This window comes from Thermococcus sp. GR5 (genome assembly GCF_012027535.1).
In the GTDB taxonomy this organism is placed as follows: domain Archaea; phylum Methanobacteriota_B; class Thermococci; order Thermococcales; family Thermococcaceae; genus Thermococcus; species Thermococcus onnurineus.
Window position 1 is genome coordinate 1 of sequence record NZ_SNUN01000004.1, and the last position, 15894, is coordinate 15894.

The following is a 15894-nucleotide window of genomic DNA, read 5'->3' on the forward strand; positions in this document are numbered from 1 at the left end:
GCTCCTTCAAAATTTTTATATCCTCAGTTATGAAGGTAGCATCGCCTATCTGAAGGATAGGACTGTCGATGAAGCCCTCAACAACGGCCCTTATGAGCTCACTAGAAGAGGAAGAGACGTAGAGAGACATCATCAGAGAGAACTCTTATGCCTCTGTCAGGAATGAGCTCGCGCTTCCTCACCATCATGCGGGAAAACGTAAAGTAATCAACGTGGCTCACTTCAGCCTCACGGGCAATCTCGGGAGAAACGATGGCCATCTTCTCTATGAGCTGAGTATAGATATCGTAATTGTAGTTGAAAGGAAGAATCGTGTCCTCCTCTGTGGGTCTAAACTTTATCTCAACCCTCATTCCATCACCCCTTGCTACAGCACCCCTCTGTAATTGGCACTCATAGTTAATAAAAATTTCGCAAAGAAACCCGCTACCCATTACTTCAAAACTAAGTCAAGAAGAGTCCACACATCTGTTACCAAAAATATATAAAGAAACACAAATCAAAACTTATAAGGAAGGACTTATAATGTAAGGATAGAGTTAAAAAGGCCCTTCTACACAAGTTGACCCGTGAGAGGTGAAAGATTATGAGTATTGAAGATGTCGGGATAAAACCCTCCGAAGAGTACGATGATTACATCATGTACCTTAAAAAGAGGATTAGGCAGCTTGAGCTCCAGGTAAGAACCCTTGAGGCAGATAAGGAAAGGCTCGAGAGAGAGCTCTCACGGTTGAGAATGGAGATGTCAAGACTCAGGCAACCACCGGCTTTCGCTGGAACACTGATAGAGCTTCTCGACGAGGACAGAGCGATAGTCCAGAACTACAACGGCCCGCGCTTTGTCGTCAGGATAGCTCCCTGGATCGAAAGGGAGAACTTGAAGCCCGGCGCGAGGGTTGCCCTTGACCAGAGGACAATGGCCATCGTTGAGCTCCTTCCAAGCGAAAAGGATCCAAGTGTCCTTGGCTTCGAGGTCATTGAGAGGCCGACAGTAAGTTACAATGACATAGGCGGTCTGGACAAACAGCTCCAGGAGCTGAGGGAGGCAATAGAACTCCCGCTCAAGCACCCCGAGCTCTTCGAGAAGGTCGGCATAGAGCCCCCCAAGGGTGTTCTCCTCTACGGCCCACCCGGTTGTGGAAAGACCCTCATGGCAAAGGCCCTAGCCCATGAGGTTAACGCAACATTCATCCGCGTCGTTGGAAGCGAACTCGTGAGAAAGTTCATCGGTGAGGGCGCTCGTTTAGTCCACGAACTCTTCGAGCTGGCAAAGGAGAAGGCACCTGCTATCATATTCATTGATGAGATTGACGCCATTGGAGCAAAGAGAATGGACGAGACAACTGGTGGTGAGAGGGAGGTCAACAGAACCCTTATGCAGCTTCTAGCGGAGATGGACGGCTTCGACCCAAGCGGCAATGTCAAGATCATCGCCGCCACCAACAGGCCGGACATCCTCGATCCAGCACTCCTCAGGCCAGGGAGGTTCGACAGGCTCATAGAAGTTCCACTGCCCAACTTCAAGAGCAGGCTCGAGATACTCAAGATCCACACTAAGAGGATGAACCTCAAGGGCGTCGACCTGAGAATAATAGCAGAAATGACTGAGGGAGCGAGCGGTGCAGATCTGAAGGCCATAACCATGGAGGCTGGAATGTTTGCCATAAGGGACAGACGTGAGTACGTGACACAGGAAGACTTCCTCAAAGCTATTGAGAAAGTTCTTGGCTCGGAGCAGAGGCTCTCCCAGCAGATAGCCATGCACGAGGTCATGTACGGCTGAGATCTTCCTTTTCTTCTAGCTTTTCTTCAACTTTGATTATTGCCCAGGCAAGGAGATACATCACAGGAATTGATAAGAAAGCCATCTTGTAGCCAAAGCCATCTATCAGAAGGCCAAGGAAGTAAGGGCCTATCGTTGCCCCGAAGAATCCAACCATATTAACGAAGCCCATGACTGAGCCGAGGTTTTCCCCACTGGCCTTCTCCGAAGTATAAGCTGTGACTATGGCTCCCACGGAGTAAAAGGTGAGACCAAGAGGTACGATGACCAAGGGCGATGCCGTAACTGTTAAAACAAAGGTCAACAAGGCGTTGAGTCCAAATACAACCGTGATGCTCTTCCTTCCGATTCTATCGTAAAGTCCTCCCCCAAAGAGAGAACCCGCTATGCCTATGACAGATAGGAGCGAAAAAAGCAGGGAGGCCATCTCAATGGAAACGCCGGAATTTACAAGAAATGAAACGAGGAATGTGAGAAGGCCGAAAAAGGCAGCTAGAACTATGAAGTTGGCAGCACTCAAGAGGAAAACATTTTTGGGGATTGAAAAGCTCACTCTGCTTGGCTTTGAAACTTCTCCCCTTACCACAAAGGCCAGCGCAAGGCCAACGAGGAGGCTCATAACAGAGAGAACCAAGAAAGCATAGCGCCACTCAAGGTCGAGAGCTATGGGCACGACTATAATGGGTGCTATTCCACTTCCAACCGGAGGACCTATCATGAAGACGCCCAGGGCAGAGCCCTTTCTCTCACGGTAGACCTCGCTTATTAGAGCAGTTGCAGGGGCATAGTAGAGACCAGAAAATAGGCCGTAGATGGCCCTAACTGCAAGAAGCTCCCAGTACTCCCGTGCAAAGATTATCAGAGCGGATGAAAGTGAGTAACCTATTATGCTGAGCACGAGGAGTCTTTTTCGCCCGATTCTATCGCCGAAATAGCCCGCAGGAACCTGAATGAGAGCGTAAGGAAGGAGCAGGGAGGTCATCAGAAGCCCAGCCTCAGCGTTGTTTATTCCGAGTTCTGCCTTTATCATCGGAATCAGGGGTGGAATCGCCATCCTGTGGGCGTAGTTGAAAATCCAGCCAAGGGATACAAGGAGTAAAAGCCTGCGGCGCATGTTTTCGATAAAAAGTTAAGCGCTTAAAAAATTGTCTGTCCAAAGGCTTAAGAACAATTATAGATAGTAATTTATGGGCAGCTATGACGAAGAAAGAGTTATTCCTAGCTATCGGGATCATTGCAGTGGTCATGATTGGAATGCTATATCTGACAGCTCCAAGGGAACTGACCGTCAAAGAGTATCTAAGTGGGCCTGTGGAGTTTGGTAACTTGACAACCGTATTGCTCTATTACAAGGGGGAGAATCTAGCCCACGTCAGCACTCGAGCAGAGATGAACGGGCATATCCTGATCTCGATCCCCCATTCGGGAGATACAGCCATAACTTCCATCAAAGTGACCATAAAGAGTCCCGGAGACGGAACAGTGTATTTCCTCTTCCCGAGGGGTGGTCCTTGGAAGAGCATTAGGATGGAAAAGCAGTTTGAAGACTACCTCACGATCAATGTGGTGGAACTCAGCGATCTAGGCATTCTAGGAAAAGGAACAATTACACTTGAATATTTAATCGCACCAATTTGTGACTTCACCAATCCAGTTGAAGTTAGCGTAGAAATTCATCTAAGAAATGGATTACAGAGATATTCTGGAAAGGTACATTTCGTCTACAACTTCTGCTCCCAGGCCAACTAACGTTTATAAATATCCAACCCAAAGCGAATTCAGGGAGAGAACATGGTAAGCAAGTTACTTGCATTGGAGGCCTATCCAAAACTGCGAGACCTGGACTTCCGCATACTCAGAGGGATAGAGCTCAATATGCGTCACCACAAGTGGGTCCCTCTGGAGGACATAGCACGCTTTGCGAGGGTTGATATTGAAACAGCCTCGTTCCGCCTCGGAAAGCTCGACGACTGGTCGCTTGTCAAGAGAAGGAGTGACATCGGCTACATCGGTTACCAGCTGACGATACACGGCTATGATGTTTTAGCCATAAGGGCACTGGCGAAAAAAGGCGTTGTAGAAGCGATAAGCACGGCACAGATAGGCGTTGGCAAGGACGCGGATGTTTACATTGGCATAACATCAGGCGGAGAGAAAGTTGCCGTCAAGTTCAACCGCATAGGCGGGAGAACGAGCTCCAGAAAAGCTGGCTACCACGGAGTAGTCTTTCAGGATAAGCACCATACGAGCTGGCTCTACGTTTCGAGGTTGATAGCCAAGAAGGAATATGAGGCACTGACTCTGCTCAGCCCTATAGCCAGAGTTCCTAAGCCAATAGCCTGGAACAGGCATGTTGTGGTGATGGAGTTCGTGGAAGGAACTGAATTAGCGGAGCTCCGTGACACAGATTTAACCCGAGAAGAAGCGGAGCGTATACTTGACCGCGTCCTCGAGGAATATCTCAAGATAGTGCGCTTTGGAATAGTGCACTCCGACATGAGTGAGTTCAATATCGTCTTAACAAGCAATGACGACGTTCTAATAATCGACTGGGCACAGTACCTGACGACAGCCTATCCTGAAAGCTACGAGCTTCTGAAGAGAGACATAACAGTTCTCCTTAACGCCTTCAGGCGAAGGTGGCGCATCGAGAGGAAGTTTGATAATGTGTGGCCGGCCTTTGAGGAGGCCTGGAACGAGAGTAGGGGGGAGGTAAATGGTTATTAAGTACGAACCTCTCAACAGACGGGAGAGAATAGTGAAACTTTTTAGAGAGGCCATAGAGGCCGAGAACGTGAAGGATTTGAATGCCGCCAAGAGGAAGCTCGATAAGATAATGGAGCTCGCTAAGGACAAAGAGCCAGAGTTCTACTTCGAGGCCTGCTTCAGAATGGCAGACGTCTTTGTTCAGGAGGACAACTACCGTGGGGCTGTTAAGTGCGCTATCAGGGGTATATACCGAGCTCCAAGTAGGGACCTTTACAGGCTCGGCATCAAGAGATTAGGGGATCTCCTGTTTATTATGAAGAAAGAAGGCAGGCTCCGTGAACTGGCCGAGAGTATGGAAGTCACGCTTAGCCTCGTAAAGGATGACGAAGAGCTGCACCGTTTCACTCAAGCTCTGGTGAGGCTCGCGAAGGGAGAAAATGTCAAGCCAGACTTCTCGCTGAAGGAATTCAACGAAATTATAGAGGCACTTAAAGAATAGAGTCGAGGACTCTTTTTACGTACTCTTTTTCTGGTCTTAGAGGGAAGTTGTAAGGCTCCTTTTTGGGCCTCTCATTGTAGTAGGGTCTGTTGCAGCCAGGACAGCCGTGGGTTGCAAAAACATCAGGAGGAACTATCTCAACCAGCTCTTCTTTGGGAATCCCAAAGCTTATTAGCGAGCCGTTCACGTCGAACTCGAGATCATCCAGCCCGATAATTCCTTCCTCAAGCAAGTAGTTCGCGAGCTGAATCTTTCTGTAGCGTTCGAGGCTGGGCGGTTGTGCGGTCCCAAGGAGTGTTCCCCTAATTGGAGTGAATGCAAAAAGCGAGACCTGGGCACCCATAGAATAAGCCTTTGCTATGGTTTCAACTGCCTCTCTGTCAGTCTCACCAAGGCCAATTATCAGATGGACAAAAGCCTTACCATCACCAAAAACTTCGATGATATCCTCAGTAAAATCCCACATATCGTCCCACGAGTAAAGAGAGTCCTTAATCTCTGGATAGAGCCTCTCACTAGCCACGTCAAGGCCAACACCGATGTAGTCAACGCCAAGGGCTTTAAACTCTTCCAAGATTTCCCTATCCACTGGTGTTATGGAGACGGAAATGGGCAAGCCCAAAGGCCGGAAAAGTCCGAGGAGTTCAAGAACATCGTCCACTAGCCCTGGATGATCGACCGTCTGAAGGCAAATTCTGGCAAAGTTCCCATCGGAAAGCTTCTCCACGACCCTCTCAACCTCGAAAGTAGGCCACGTCACACGGGAAAGTCTGCTTAGATCCGCCCTGCTCTCCCTTGCCTGGGGGCAGAAGGCACAGTTGTTCCTGCAGCGGCCATCGTAATGTGTCATGAGGTAAGCGGTGGTTGGTCTGGCGAGCATCCTAGCATTGATTAGACCCATCGCTATAGCCGTCCCATAGGAGACCCTTATCAGCACCCTCATCCCCCTGTGGAGTTTTTACCATCTTTTAAAAGCCTTGGCAACTGGGCAATGAGAAGGGACAGCGCCATTATGATGGGTAGGAGCGGAAACACAGCGGTGTAGCCTTTGAGCTGGGCGACGTATCCAAGGACTATTGGCCCAGTCAAGTAGCCAAGGTCAAAGAACATCGTATAGACACTGGAACCAAAGGTTCTTATCCTTTTTGGCAGATTCGCCAATGCCATCATCTGTAGGGATGGAACTGCCAAACCGAAGCCGGCTCCAAGTATGGCAGCGCTAGCGTAAGCCCAAGGTGGCTCGGTGTATAGGGCCAGTAGAATATAGGCTATCAGAACACCGCTCAGGCCGACCGTTGCCACCGGCAGGGGGCCCCTCCTGTCAGCCTCCTTCCCACCGAGTACCCTCGTCAGAAGACTGGTCCCGCCCATCACGCTCGCGTAGAGGCCAAAGACGCTCGTTCCAAGGTCGATAGACTTATAGAGGGCCGGAAGGAAAGTACTCATCCCACCGTAGGCAACCGCCATAAAAAATAGGGCGAGCGAAGCGGCCACGAAGAAGGGCTTGAGCAGAGCCCTGTACTGCGGCTTTTCGTGCCTCTCATGGTGCCGAAGTTCAGCCCTACCTTTGACCTTAGAATACGCTAAGAGAACGAAGCCTATAGCTGTTATTGAAAGTAGCACTGTGAGCAGGAAAGCCGCCTGAAAGCCAAGTAAATCTGCCACGAAGCCACCTATGGCAGGCCCCATAAGGTTGCCAAAGGAGAACATCATCCCACGCCATCCAAGGGTCTCCCCAATCCTTCCCTCAGGGGCTAGGTCTATAGCGGAGGAGAGAGAGGATGGAAAGAACAGAGCCATTCCGAAGCCATGAACTGCCCTGCCAATGGCAAAGATCATCAGATTGTCAGTTAGGATTGAGACAACGTAGAGACCACCCGCAAGTGCGCCGAAGAAAGAGCCAAGAGCCATCATCTGAAAACGCAGGCCCCTGTCACCGAGGACTCCCCCCAAGGGCTTGGATACCAACGCCACTATTGAGGCTATCGCCGCAATCATTCCGACGACGAACGGATCAGCGCCGAGGGTCATAGCTAGGGGGGAGATTAGAGGATTGACTACCGCCATTCCAAGGAAGAAGAAAAACGTTGAAGCGTGGAGGAACCAGATATCCCACTTTCCCATTCAGACACCTGCGTGAGGTTCTTCCATTCCTTCTTTCATGAAAGCGTAGCTCATGTGTTTGGTGTTCTTGGCGAAGCCAATGTTTCCGCGGGAATCAACCATTATGATGCCCATGGTATCGGGGCCAAAGTACCTTGTGGCAAGGCTTATCGCGACCTCGCTGGCAGCCTGAGCATCCATTCCCAAGCGGACGAAGTCGGTCGCGCTCTTGGCCAGAGCCAGCTTTATAGCGACCTCACCGAGGCCAGTACAGGAAGCCCCGGCAACTTCGTTAGCGTAGGTTCCGCCTCCGATTATCGGTGTATCACCAACGCGGCCGAACATCTTGAGGAAAACGCCGCCGGTTGATGTACCAGCCACAACCTCCTCGCCGTCGAAGGCAACCGCACCAACCGTGCTCCTCAGGACTTCGGGATACTCCTTAATCAACTCACTCAGCTTCTTCCAGTGCTTTACTTCTCCAGTTTCAAGGAGCTTCTTCCTGAGCTCTTCCCACTGCTTGAGTCTCTCCTCTGTCCTCGGGTCGTACTCTTCAAAGCCCATCAACCGGGCGAACTTAACAGCACCCTCTCCACTGAGGATAACGTGATCGGTCTTCTCCATTACCTTCCTCGCAACGCTTATGGGGTTCTTAACGCCCCATATCCCGGCAACTGCACCGGCTTCAAGGGTTTTGCCGCGCATTATTGCCGCATCCATCTCGACCTTGCCGTCGAGAGTCAGGACGGAACCAGTTCCGGCGTTGAAGATAGGGTTATCCTCAAGAGCTTTGAGGGCCTCCTCAACGGCATCCAAAGCCGAACCCCTCTTCAGCTCGCGCCAGCCGGCAAGAACAGCCTCTCTAACACCTTCAATAACCTTTGGAATACGTTCCTCCTTCCTTATGGTACCAGCACCACCGTGAACTATTATCGCAACCATGAGAATCACCGTAGGCAATGAATCTCGAATGGTTAAAAGAGTTGTGGAAACGAAAAGATTGGAACTTCAGCTCAGCGCCATGTTGATTATAGTTTCACCTATGTTCTCCAGGTACTCCAGAATCCTGCGGTAGCTCTCGAGGGCTATTGAGCTGCGGTAGTCAATGGAGCGTATTTCCTCCTTGAGCTCGAGCATCAGCCGGTCTATTTTACCCAGATCACGCTCCTCTATCTGTGCCATCATCTGACTGAACTTTTCTTTGAGGTACGGGACGTTTATCTCGCTCGGGTTCTCGGCTATGCGCGTTATGTGGTCACCGATGCGCTCGATGTTCCTGACTATGAACAGTATGCCAAGAAGATCGAATGTCCTCCTGATTATGCCACTCTCCTCTGTGACGCCTCTTTTGGTGAGGAGCCTGTTGACTGCACGAATTATGAGGAAGTAGAATCTGTCGAGCTCATTCTCGAGGTCATTAATGTCACGGAGTATTTCTTCCTCCCCAGGCGCGGCTATAAGCATCTCGAGATCACCGAGCATAGAGATTATCAGTGAGCGTATCCTGTTGAGAAGCTCCGCAAGATTGACCTCCTCCTCATCAAGAAGGCTCTTGGCAACCATTCGCTGAGGCTCGTCGAGAATTATCTCAACACCAGGAAGGCTCTGGAGAACCTTGCGTATTTTGACCTTATATATTGGCATCTCCTCGGCGAGATGTATCTCGAGAACGTCATAGCCCTGAATGTACGCCGAGATGACAAGTCTCACTGCCATGTCTGGTGAGTACTCACGCGAGATCTTGAGAATCTTTCTCTCACTTACCTCCCTCGGCTCCTTTGGAAAAATCGTTATGCTTCCGTCGGGATTTATAGCTAGAGGAACGACGTCGCCCTGCTTCAGGTTGTGCTCCGTAACCCATTTCTTGGGTAGAGAAATTATGTAGGAGCTCCTTCCGGTAAATTGAATCTTCCTGAACTCCATAGATATCACCGCCGGTATATAGCTAACTGGGCATGTATAAAAGGCTTCACTTCGACAATCTTATAAACGCTAAGATTTAGATTGCAAACATGCTTGGAGAGTACACCAAGGACGCCAAGGTGCTCATACTCGCGAATGCCGCTGGACAGCTTTTCCTCCAGTTCTCGATATTCATAATGCCGTTTTACCTGACCGCCCTCGGCTACGACATGGCCCAAATGGGAACGTTCTTTTCAATCCAGACTCTCGTCGGGGGCCTCTTCTTCCTCATAGCGGGCCAGATTTCGTTAAGGATGGGATACAAGAAAACCCTAATACTAAGCGCTCTCTTAGGACTGACTGGAAGACTCCTACAGGTGCTCGCAATTAACGATTACGTCCTTGCCCTCGGCTTCTTCCTGGTGGGCGCAAATATGGGGCTCAGACAGCCCAACTTCTCGGCACTCCTCAGTGAGGAGGTAAAGGAGGAGCAGAGACACCATGCATTCTCGATAAGCTTTGGGCTGGGAACACTGTTCAACGCCCTTGGAGTCCTCATAGCGGGCTTTGCCCCCGAGTTCTTCATAAGCCTTGGACTGACGGAGAGCCTAGCCTACAGGCTTGTCGTTTCGCTCGCGCTCCTTCAGTTCGTCCTGGTTATTCCTGCGCTCCTCATAATCAGCGACGTCCCAGTTAAGAACCCGAAGATAGACTGGAACCGTGAGCTGATAATCAAGATACTCAAATTCTCCCTGCCGAGCGCACTAATAGGTCTCGGCGCGGGGATAACAATACCATACATGAGCCTCTACTTCAAGCTCCAGTTCGGACAAACGCTCGCCGCGATAAGCGGCATCTTCTTCTTTCAGCAGCTCGCGATGGGTCTCGGTTCCTTCGGGCTGCCAAGGCTTGTCGAAAGGATAGGGCCCGTTAAGGTCATAACGTCCTTCCAAAGCTTTGCAGCCTTTCTCTTCCTGATATTCCCATCGGTAGAGACGTTTTTGCTGGCGGCGGCGCTCTACATACTCCGCTCCATACTCATGAACATAGTCTGGCCCATAAACGACTCCTTCATGATGGGCTTCTTCAGTACCGAGGAGAAGGCGACCGCGGCCGGAATAAGAAGGGCCTTCTCAACCTTCATGCGTGGCGCTGGAAACTATATAGGTGGTCTCCTCTTCGGCATGTCCTTGAGCTATCCATTTTACACAACGGCATTCCTCTACATAGTAGCGACGGTGATTTTCTATGCATTTTTCATAAAACACAATAAGTGAAAATCAGCGGGCAAGCTCGATGCCCCTTTCCAGGGCTTTGAAGTTTACCTCCCAGAGCTTTTCGCGGAGGGTGGCCTTTATACCTCCGTAGATGCTCTCCTTCTTGAGGGGAATCAGCTCTTTGCCGTAGGCGTAGCCGAGCATGAGGACGCCCAGCGTTTTTGGGTTTATTTTGTCGGCTTCCTCCTGGAAGTTGAGCATGTCAACGGAGCAGATCCTACCGATGGCATCCTTAATTTCATCGAGATCAGGGTACTTCTCCTTGCCAACAAGGGTTGTTGCCGTGTGAATTGGATAGGCGTTGATTATTGCGTAACTGTTTTTCCCAAGGAAGCGGGCGTTCCTGAGGGCTTCTGCAGGCTCGAGGGCGAGCATAAGGTTCGCTTTTCCCTCCTCGATGAGCGGGGAGTAGACTTCTTCGCCGAAGCGAAGGTAGCTGAGAACGCTCCCATACCTCTGGCTCATTCCAAGAGTTTCACCGATTCTAACGTTGTATCCCTCGGCCATAGCGGCGTTCCCGACTATACGCGAGAGGGTCAAACCACCCTGGCCACCGACTCCAGTGATTATGAAATTGAACTCCATGAGCACCACCGTACATACTTAGATCCAGAGAAATAAAAAACCTATTGTCGAGAAAATTCAAAGAATCTCCGTGTCTTTCGAAAGAAATGTACATTCAAGCGGCAAATATTTAAAGAATAATGATAACCTCCAACCATGAGCTTCGAGAAATATTACACAGTCTTCAAAGCCTACAGCGATATATATTCCAATGAATATAAGAAAAGGATCAAGACGCTGGAGCCGCTGCTTCTCAAGCACATGACTTCCAGAGGGAAAGTTCTTGATCTCGCCTGTGGCGTGGGAGGCTTTTCTTTCCTGCTCGAAGATCTCGGGTTTGATGTTGTAGCCCTTGACTCAAGTGAGTCAATGCTAGAAAAAGCCAGGAAGTTCGCAAAGGACAAGATGTCCAGAGTTGAGTTCGTTAAGGGGAACGCAGAGAACCTTCCCTTTGAGGACAATTCATTTGAGTACGTGATCTTTATAGACAGCCTTGTCCACTTTGAACCAGCCGAGTTGAATGTGGTCTTCAAAGAAACTGCAAGGGTACTCAAACCGGGCGGAAAGTTTATCCTCCAGTTCACAGATCTAAGAGAACTTCTCCCGGTTCTAATGAGTGGTCAGGTTGTGGGAACAGAGTACTGGATAAGCAGGGTTCTTCCAGATCCAGAGGAAAAGACCGTCGTTATTGAGTTCCAGAGTGAGAATGACCATTTCCGAGTTCGCTTCAACGTGTGGGGAAGAACTGCCGTTGAACTCCTCGCAAAGCTCTATTTCAGACAGCTCCACAGTGAAAAGCTCAACGAGCATAGCTACTTCCAAGTGTACACCCCAAAAAAGTGATAAAATCAGGCCTCCATGCGGAGGCGCTTGATGACGAACTCCCTGTTCATTGAAGCGAGGAGCGGTGCCAGTTTTGGACCTCTATCTTTACCAATGAAGATATTGTAGAGCACCTTGAACCATTCTTTGCTCGGAATGCTGCGCTTCTTGGCCGCGTCGAAGATAATATTGTTGAGCTCATCGACGGTGAAGCTTTCGTTGGCCTCGAGCCAGTTGGCCACCTCCTCAATAGCATCCTTTATCTCAGGCGTAAGCTCAACCTTCGGCGGCTTTTCTAGGATACTGAACTTAACGTTGTCTGGCGCGTACTTCTCGATCCAGTTCTTGGCCAATTCAATGCGGAGCCTTATCCTCTCGATGTCCTCCTCACTCAGTTCTCTGGGTATGTGTCCCTGCTCCTTGAGGACTTCAATTACGCCGTCCTCGTCGAGGTGAGGCATCTGAACGAGTGTAACCAGGAACCTGAAAGGTGCCTGAGCGATGAGTCTCTCCGGAACCTTCGGCATCGAGAGCTCATAGGTTCTCTTGAGCTCCTCTTCCTCCTCGGGGTTCTTTGCGTGCTCAAGGCCAAAGTATATCCTCTCGACCTTATCAAACTCATCATAGAGGTTGAGCAGACCGAGGCCGAGGTCTATCTTAAGCTCCTTGTTGGGCCTGTGCTTGGCGTAGATGAAGCGAATTATACCGGGCTCAAGAACCTCGTAGAGGTCGCTGAGGAGAATCACGTTACCCTTGCTTCCGCTCATCTTGCCCTTCTCTCCCTTTATGCCGACAAACTCGTACATGAGCGTTAGCGGAGCGGGCTTTCCGAAGACCTTCTCCACTATCTCGCTGCCAGTATCGTAGGAACTACCGGCGGCGAGGTGATCCTTGCCAGCGGGCTCGAAGTCCACACTGAAGTGTGCCCAGCGCATCGGCCAGTCAACACGCCAGCGGAGCTTGACGTTGCCCTCGCGGATGTCTGTTTCTCCCTCGCTTCCGCAGTGGGGACACTTATAGGCTACCTTCCACTCGCCGTCCCAAGAAACGAACTCAGCCTCCCTTCTGCACTTGGGACAGTAAACCATGACAGGCTGCCAGCTCTCTTCGAGAGGCGGCTGCTTGGCCCTCTCGCGGTACTTGTCGAGGATTGCCTTTATCTCGTTGCGCCTCTCCAGAGCAAGCCTGATGTCCTCTGCATACTCTCCCGACTTGTAGAGCTCGCTCGCGTAGAGGAAGTCAGCCTCGATGCCAAGCTTGGCAACTTCTTTCTCGAAGAGGCTCATAAAGTGCTCGGCATAGCTATTGTGGCAGCCCCAGGGATCTGGAACCTCACGGACAGGCATGGTGAGGTATTCCTTCCACTCGCTCGGAACGTTCTTGGGAACCTTCCTAAAGCGGTCGTAGTCGTCCCACATGTGAATGTGGCGAACCTTCTTTCCCCTGTCCCTGAGGGCATGACCGACAATATATGCAGTGAAAAACTCCCTGAAGTTGCCTATGTGAACGTAACCACTCGGGGTTATGCCGCTCTCTACCACGTACTCCTCCTTGTCTCCCATTTCCTGGATGATCTTCTCAGCCATGTAGTCAGCCCAGTGCACCATTTTCTTCACCCGAGGTAGCTTGGTGGAGGGGCTTTTAAGTTTAAGCTCACTGACCCAATAACAACTAAAAGACGGAAAAATTTATAAGCATTGATAGTAAACAACTCAAGAGCGTAAAAAGGAGGTCTTCGAATGGAGTTAGAGCTCGAGAGGATGCAGATATTCTTTCCGGCGTCGCTGGAGATACAAGAGGAGCTCCTTAAGGCGGGCTTTAAGGTACCCTACGACAAGGAAACCGGGAGAAAAACACCGGTCCCCGTTGTTGTTAGCTCAAGAGATGGAAGAAAGCTTAGGAGGGACAGGCTGCTCAAAGCCAGTGACTTCGAAGAGTATGATAAATTCGCATTTGTGCCCGGAGGAAGGGCACTGGTCGATGTTGAGGCAACAGACAAGGGATTCCTAATACTGAAGCCGAAAGCCATAAAATACCATCTGGAGGACATGAACTTTGTCTCAATACCCCCTAGAGTATGGGGAACATGGGCAAGCTTTTCTCTTCCATTCTCAGCCTATGAAGCGCTCATGGATCTTCTGGAGGAGTTCAGGGGTGAGGAGCCAAAGGGATTCTACTTGGCATCAAAGAGTTCGGGGAGGCGAATAGAGGTCTACACGTACAAAGGCAGGAGCAGGAAGGATTTAGGCATACCCGTCTTCGGCTACGCGCTCGGCCTCCATGGGCTAACTTTAGTCGAAGAATACCTAAAAGAAAAAGCCGAGGAGAACGACATCCCGGGGGAGAGACTGCGCTATCTGAAGCTCTGCCTCAGGAAAAGGAAGGAAACAAAAGCCGGACTAAAGGTTGGAATAGTCTGGGAAGATGGGAAGCCTGTAGAGATAACGATGAAGCTCTCCACGACTGCACCCAGAGTCCGGATTCAGGGACTCTACGGCGAGCTAGTGGGAAAATCAAGGGGAGAGCTCGTTAAAACCGATGAGTGGTACTTTGTGGTACACGCCAGCGACCTCTACTGGGGTCTCAGGATAGTCCGGTCGGCTTTCGGCAGCTAGCTAAAAACACTAAGGTATTGAGCGAAAAGCATATTAACATTCTTTCATTTTTAACTTCAGGTGGAATCAAATGGCCTCGTGGCCCATCTACACAATAATCGCCGCGACGTTTATACTCGCCGCTATATGGCTAACACGGCATCTAGGAGAAGACTACGCATGGATCAACAGAAAAATCATTCACTTCAGCATTGTTCCAGCAGTTCTGATGTACTATCAAGGCTTGATCCCAAAGGAGGTCTTCAGTGCTGCAGCCTTTATCTTCGGCGCCTTTCAGCTTTGGCCGCACCTGAAGAACAGCGAGTTTTCGTGGTATCAGATCAAGCACAACTACGGAGAGGTCTTCTTTGCATTCTCTGCTTCAGCTGTTGCGTTTTTCCTGCCTAGAGAGTACGCAACGGCACTGCTTTTGGCCATGGCAGTAAGCGACGGAGTTACAGGGATCATCAGGCATCACTATTTCAAACGGCATGGTTTCAACGTCAAGCTCAAGAAGCACTGGACCGGAAGCCTTGGCTACGTAGTAACTGCCACGATAATAGCCTTCGCACTGCTTGATGGAGCAACAATAATGAAAATAGCATGGCCAGGAATTCTGATGCTTGCAGAGTACCAGCCCTACGTGGATGACAACTTGGCCGTTCCACTCGTGGGAAGCGCCCTCTTTTGGGCGTTTTAGCTCGCCCATCTGACCTTCAGACTGTCCTTCTTTACCTTTTTGAACTCCTCGACGAGGGCCTTTCCGGTTTTCTCCATGAAGCCGCCGATGTCCTCGATGCCGAGCTCCTTAAGGCCAATAGCCTCGACGCCCTCGGGAATTCCCTTTGCCTCGACATTAATGCCTATGTGGATCTTGATGCTGACAGGTGAAACGGTCGCTATTGATATGCTGAGTTTCCTCCCGTTAACGTAGATGTCGTCGCCCTTCCTGATGGTTTTGATACCGTAATCACCAAGAACTTCACAGAGTTTGGCCATGAAAAGCTTCTGAAGGGCCGAGGCAAGCAGGACATTGGGAAAGTCGAAGACCTCGATGATGTAGTGCACCATATCGTCGCTCTTTATCTCCTTGTTCTGCCTCAGATCCTCGATGTCAATCATCTCTTCCACTTTCACATCACACTTACCGCGGAAGACAACGAGTGAGTTGCCAAGTATTCCAAAGTTCCTATAAGTCCAATGGCTCTGGATTGCAGAACCGTCGTAGTCAATACGCTTGTCCTTAACTATGAGCAGCTCCATCACAAACCCTCCAGCAGTTTTTTCAGCTCGTCTAAACCTTTAACGTCCATCCACATATAAATGAAATGAATCTTTAAAAAGACTTCATCGACATGGAGCGTTCTGTCATCTACGTAGATTACTTCCCCGATTTCGTGGCCAATCGATTGGAGCTCTTCGATTGTGCGAAGTATCATGTCGGCCTTGTTCGGATGCCCCTCGATTTTAGGGAAGAGGAAGTAGTCCCACAATCCAAAACCCTCAAGAATTGGCCTAACCTTCTCTTCAAGATTCCAGCTAGCTATGCTGAGTATAAAGCGCTCGCTCGCCCACTCAATGAACTCGCGAACTCCTGAAAACAGACGGAGCTCTTCACCGTGGCATCTACGAGGTAATCGT

18 protein-coding genes are annotated in these 15894 nt (G+C 50.1%); 8 read left to right on the forward strand and 10 right to left on the reverse strand.

Translation table 11 applies throughout. From position 1 onward, the window contains the following. Window positions 1-101 precede the first annotated feature (101 nt). Window positions 102-353, reverse strand: coding sequence for a hypothetical protein (locus E3E33_RS04780; protein ID WP_240912023.1), 252 nt, complete (start codon window positions 351-353; stop codon window positions 102-104). A gap of 233 nt (window positions 354-586) precedes the next feature. Here E3E33_RS04780 and E3E33_RS04785 point away from each other — a divergent pair, with 233 nt between their 5' ends. Further along, on the forward strand, window positions 587-1783 hold the full coding sequence (locus tag E3E33_RS04785; protein WP_012572347.1) for a proteasome-activating nucleotidase: 1197 nt from the start codon (window positions 587-589) through the stop codon (window positions 1781-1783). On the opposite strand, the gene E3E33_RS04790 is transcribed toward E3E33_RS04785, so the two are convergent. Continuing rightward, window positions 1770-2897, reverse strand: a complete 1128-nt coding sequence (locus tag E3E33_RS04790) for an MFS transporter (protein WP_012572348.1) — start codon at window positions 2895-2897, stop codon at window positions 1770-1772. The two genes, E3E33_RS04785 and E3E33_RS04790, sit on opposite strands and share 14 nt — an antisense overlap. Before the next feature lie 83 nt (window positions 2898-2980). Here E3E33_RS04790 and E3E33_RS04795 point away from each other — a divergent pair, with 83 nt between their 5' ends. From E3E33_RS04795 to E3E33_RS04805, 3 genes are read left to right on the forward strand one after another with little or no spacing between them, the layout of a single operon-like run. Continuing rightward, the gene (locus E3E33_RS04795) at window positions 2981-3532 is read left to right on the forward strand and encodes a hypothetical protein (protein ID WP_012572349.1); all 552 of its coding nucleotides are present in this window, start codon (window positions 2981-2983) and stop codon (window positions 3530-3532) included. 42 nt (window positions 3533-3574) lie between these two features. Continuing rightward, window positions 3575-4510 carry a serine/threonine-protein kinase RIO2 gene (locus E3E33_RS04800; RefSeq protein ID WP_167710851.1) on the forward strand — a complete coding sequence of 312 codons (936 nt, stop codon included), beginning with the start codon at window positions 3575-3577 and terminating at the stop codon, window positions 4508-4510. After that, window positions 4500-4991 carry a hypothetical protein gene (locus E3E33_RS04805; protein ID WP_012572351.1) on the forward strand — a complete coding sequence of 164 codons (492 nt, stop codon included), beginning with the start codon at window positions 4500-4502 and terminating at the stop codon, window positions 4989-4991. Before E3E33_RS04800 ends, E3E33_RS04805 begins: the two co-directional genes overlap by 11 nt. On the opposite strand, the gene E3E33_RS04810 is transcribed toward E3E33_RS04805, so the two are convergent. From E3E33_RS04810 to E3E33_RS04825, 4 genes are all read right to left on the reverse strand, one after another. Then, window positions 4981-5928, reverse strand: a complete 948-nt coding sequence (locus E3E33_RS04810) for a radical SAM protein (protein ID WP_167710947.1) — start codon at window positions 5926-5928, stop codon at window positions 4981-4983. The two genes, E3E33_RS04805 and E3E33_RS04810, sit on opposite strands and share 11 nt — an antisense overlap. A 2-nt stretch (window positions 5929-5930) precedes the next feature. Then, window positions 5931-7115, reverse strand: a complete 1185-nt coding sequence (locus E3E33_RS04815) for an MFS transporter (protein WP_012572353.1) — start codon at window positions 7113-7115, stop codon at window positions 5931-5933. Beyond that, on the reverse strand, window positions 7116-8036 hold the full coding sequence (locus tag E3E33_RS04820) for an isoaspartyl peptidase/L-asparaginase family protein (RefSeq protein ID WP_167710948.1): 921 nt from the start codon (window positions 8034-8036) through the stop codon (window positions 7116-7118). A gap of 66 nt (window positions 8037-8102) precedes the next feature. Beyond that, the gene (locus E3E33_RS04825; protein ID WP_012572355.1) at window positions 8103-9017 is read right to left on the reverse strand and encodes a phosphate uptake regulator PhoU; all 915 of its coding nucleotides are present in this window, start codon (window positions 9015-9017) and stop codon (window positions 8103-8105) included. Window positions 9018-9106: 89 nt separating this feature from the next. Between E3E33_RS04825 and E3E33_RS04830 the strand changes: the two genes are divergently transcribed. After that, window positions 9107-10273 carry an MFS transporter gene (locus E3E33_RS04830; protein ID WP_167710852.1) on the forward strand — a complete coding sequence of 389 codons (1167 nt, stop codon included), beginning with the start codon at window positions 9107-9109 and terminating at the stop codon, window positions 10271-10273. A gap of 3 nt (window positions 10274-10276) precedes the next feature. On the opposite strand, the gene E3E33_RS04835 is transcribed toward E3E33_RS04830, so the two are convergent. Continuing rightward, window positions 10277-10858, reverse strand: a complete 582-nt coding sequence (locus E3E33_RS04835; RefSeq protein WP_167710949.1) for an indolepyruvate oxidoreductase subunit beta — start codon at window positions 10856-10858, stop codon at window positions 10277-10279. A gap of 135 nt (window positions 10859-10993) precedes the next feature. Between E3E33_RS04835 and E3E33_RS04840 the strand changes: the two genes are divergently transcribed. Beyond that, window positions 10994-11680, forward strand: a complete 687-nt coding sequence (locus tag E3E33_RS04840) for a class I SAM-dependent methyltransferase (RefSeq protein ID WP_167710853.1) — start codon at window positions 10994-10996, stop codon at window positions 11678-11680. A gap of 5 nt (window positions 11681-11685) precedes the next feature. Here E3E33_RS04840 and lysS read toward each other — a convergent pair whose 3' ends face one another. After that, window positions 11686-13266, reverse strand: a complete 1581-nt coding sequence (lysS, locus tag E3E33_RS04845; protein ID WP_167710950.1) for a lysine--tRNA ligase — start codon at window positions 13264-13266, stop codon at window positions 11686-11688. Window positions 13267-13398: 132 nt separating this feature from the next. On the opposite strand from lysS, the gene E3E33_RS04850 reads away from it, so the two are divergent. Further along, window positions 13399-14274 carry a PhoI gene (locus tag E3E33_RS04850; RefSeq protein ID WP_167710854.1) on the forward strand — a complete coding sequence of 292 codons (876 nt, stop codon included), beginning with the start codon at window positions 13399-13401 and terminating at the stop codon, window positions 14272-14274. Between the two features lie 70 nt (window positions 14275-14344). Next, entirely contained in the window at window positions 14345-14953 is a 609-nt protein-coding gene (locus E3E33_RS04855) for a hypothetical protein (protein ID WP_167710855.1), read from the forward strand. Here E3E33_RS04855 and E3E33_RS04860 read toward each other — a convergent pair. Beyond that, window positions 14950-15516, reverse strand: a complete 567-nt coding sequence (locus tag E3E33_RS04860; RefSeq protein WP_012572362.1) for a DUF366 family protein — start codon at window positions 15514-15516, stop codon at window positions 14950-14952. The two genes, E3E33_RS04855 and E3E33_RS04860, sit on opposite strands and share 4 nt — an antisense overlap. Further along, on the reverse strand, window positions 15516-15746 hold the full coding sequence (locus E3E33_RS10955) for a hypothetical protein (RefSeq protein ID WP_240912024.1): 231 nt from the start codon (window positions 15744-15746) through the stop codon (window positions 15516-15518). The genes E3E33_RS04860 and E3E33_RS10955 overlap by 1 nt, the downstream gene beginning before the upstream one ends. Window positions 15747-15894: the final 148 nt, after the last annotated feature.

What these genes read in the sequence shown, in the direction of transcription:
- E3E33_RS04825 (WP_012572355.1), bottom strand. Translation starts at nt 9,017, where the DNA reads ATGGAGTTCAGGAAGATTCAATTTACCGGAAGGAGCTCCTACATAATT.
- lysS (WP_167710950.1), bottom strand. Translation starts at nt 13,266, where the DNA reads ATGGTGCACTGGGCTGACTACATGGCTGAGAAGATCATCCAGGAAATG.
- E3E33_RS04815 (WP_012572353.1), bottom strand. Translation starts at nt 7,115, where the DNA reads ATGGGAAAGTGGGATATCTGGTTCCTCCACGCTTCAACGTTTTTCTTC.
- E3E33_RS04785 (WP_012572347.1), top strand. Translation starts at nt 587, where the DNA reads ATGAGTATTGAAGATGTCGGGATAAAACCCTCCGAAGAGTACGATGAT.
- E3E33_RS04855 (WP_167710855.1), top strand. Translation starts at nt 14,345, where the DNA reads ATGGCCTCGTGGCCCATCTACACAATAATCGCCGCGACGTTTATACTC.
- E3E33_RS04820 (WP_167710948.1), bottom strand. Translation starts at nt 8,036, where the DNA reads ATGGTTGCGATAATAGTTCACGGTGGTGCTGGTACCATAAGGAAGGAG.
- E3E33_RS04840 (WP_167710853.1), top strand. Translation starts at nt 10,994, where the DNA reads ATGAGCTTCGAGAAATATTACACAGTCTTCAAAGCCTACAGCGATATA.
- E3E33_RS04800 (WP_167710851.1), top strand. Translation starts at nt 3,575, where the DNA reads ATGGTAAGCAAGTTACTTGCATTGGAGGCCTATCCAAAACTGCGAGAC.
- E3E33_RS04805 (WP_012572351.1), top strand. Translation starts at nt 4,500, where the DNA reads ATGGTTATTAAGTACGAACCTCTCAACAGACGGGAGAGAATAGTGAAA.
- E3E33_RS04790 (WP_012572348.1), bottom strand. Translation starts at nt 2,897, where the DNA reads ATGCGCCGCAGGCTTTTACTCCTTGTATCCCTTGGCTGGATTTTCAAC.
- E3E33_RS04835 (WP_167710949.1), bottom strand. Translation starts at nt 10,858, where the DNA reads ATGGAGTTCAATTTCATAATCACTGGAGTCGGTGGCCAGGGTGGTTTG.
- E3E33_RS04860 (WP_012572362.1), bottom strand. Translation starts at nt 15,516, where the DNA reads ATGGAGCTGCTCATAGTTAAGGACAAGCGTATTGACTACGACGGTTCT.
- E3E33_RS04795 (WP_012572349.1), top strand. Translation starts at nt 2,981, where the DNA reads ATGACGAAGAAAGAGTTATTCCTAGCTATCGGGATCATTGCAGTGGTC.
- E3E33_RS04830 (WP_167710852.1), top strand. Translation starts at nt 9,107, where the DNA reads ATGCTTGGAGAGTACACCAAGGACGCCAAGGTGCTCATACTCGCGAAT.
- E3E33_RS04850 (WP_167710854.1), top strand. Translation starts at nt 13,399, where the DNA reads ATGGAGTTAGAGCTCGAGAGGATGCAGATATTCTTTCCGGCGTCGCTG.
- E3E33_RS04780 (WP_240912023.1), bottom strand. Translation starts at nt 353, where the DNA reads ATGAGGGTTGAGATAAAGTTTAGACCCACAGAGGAGGACACGATTCTT.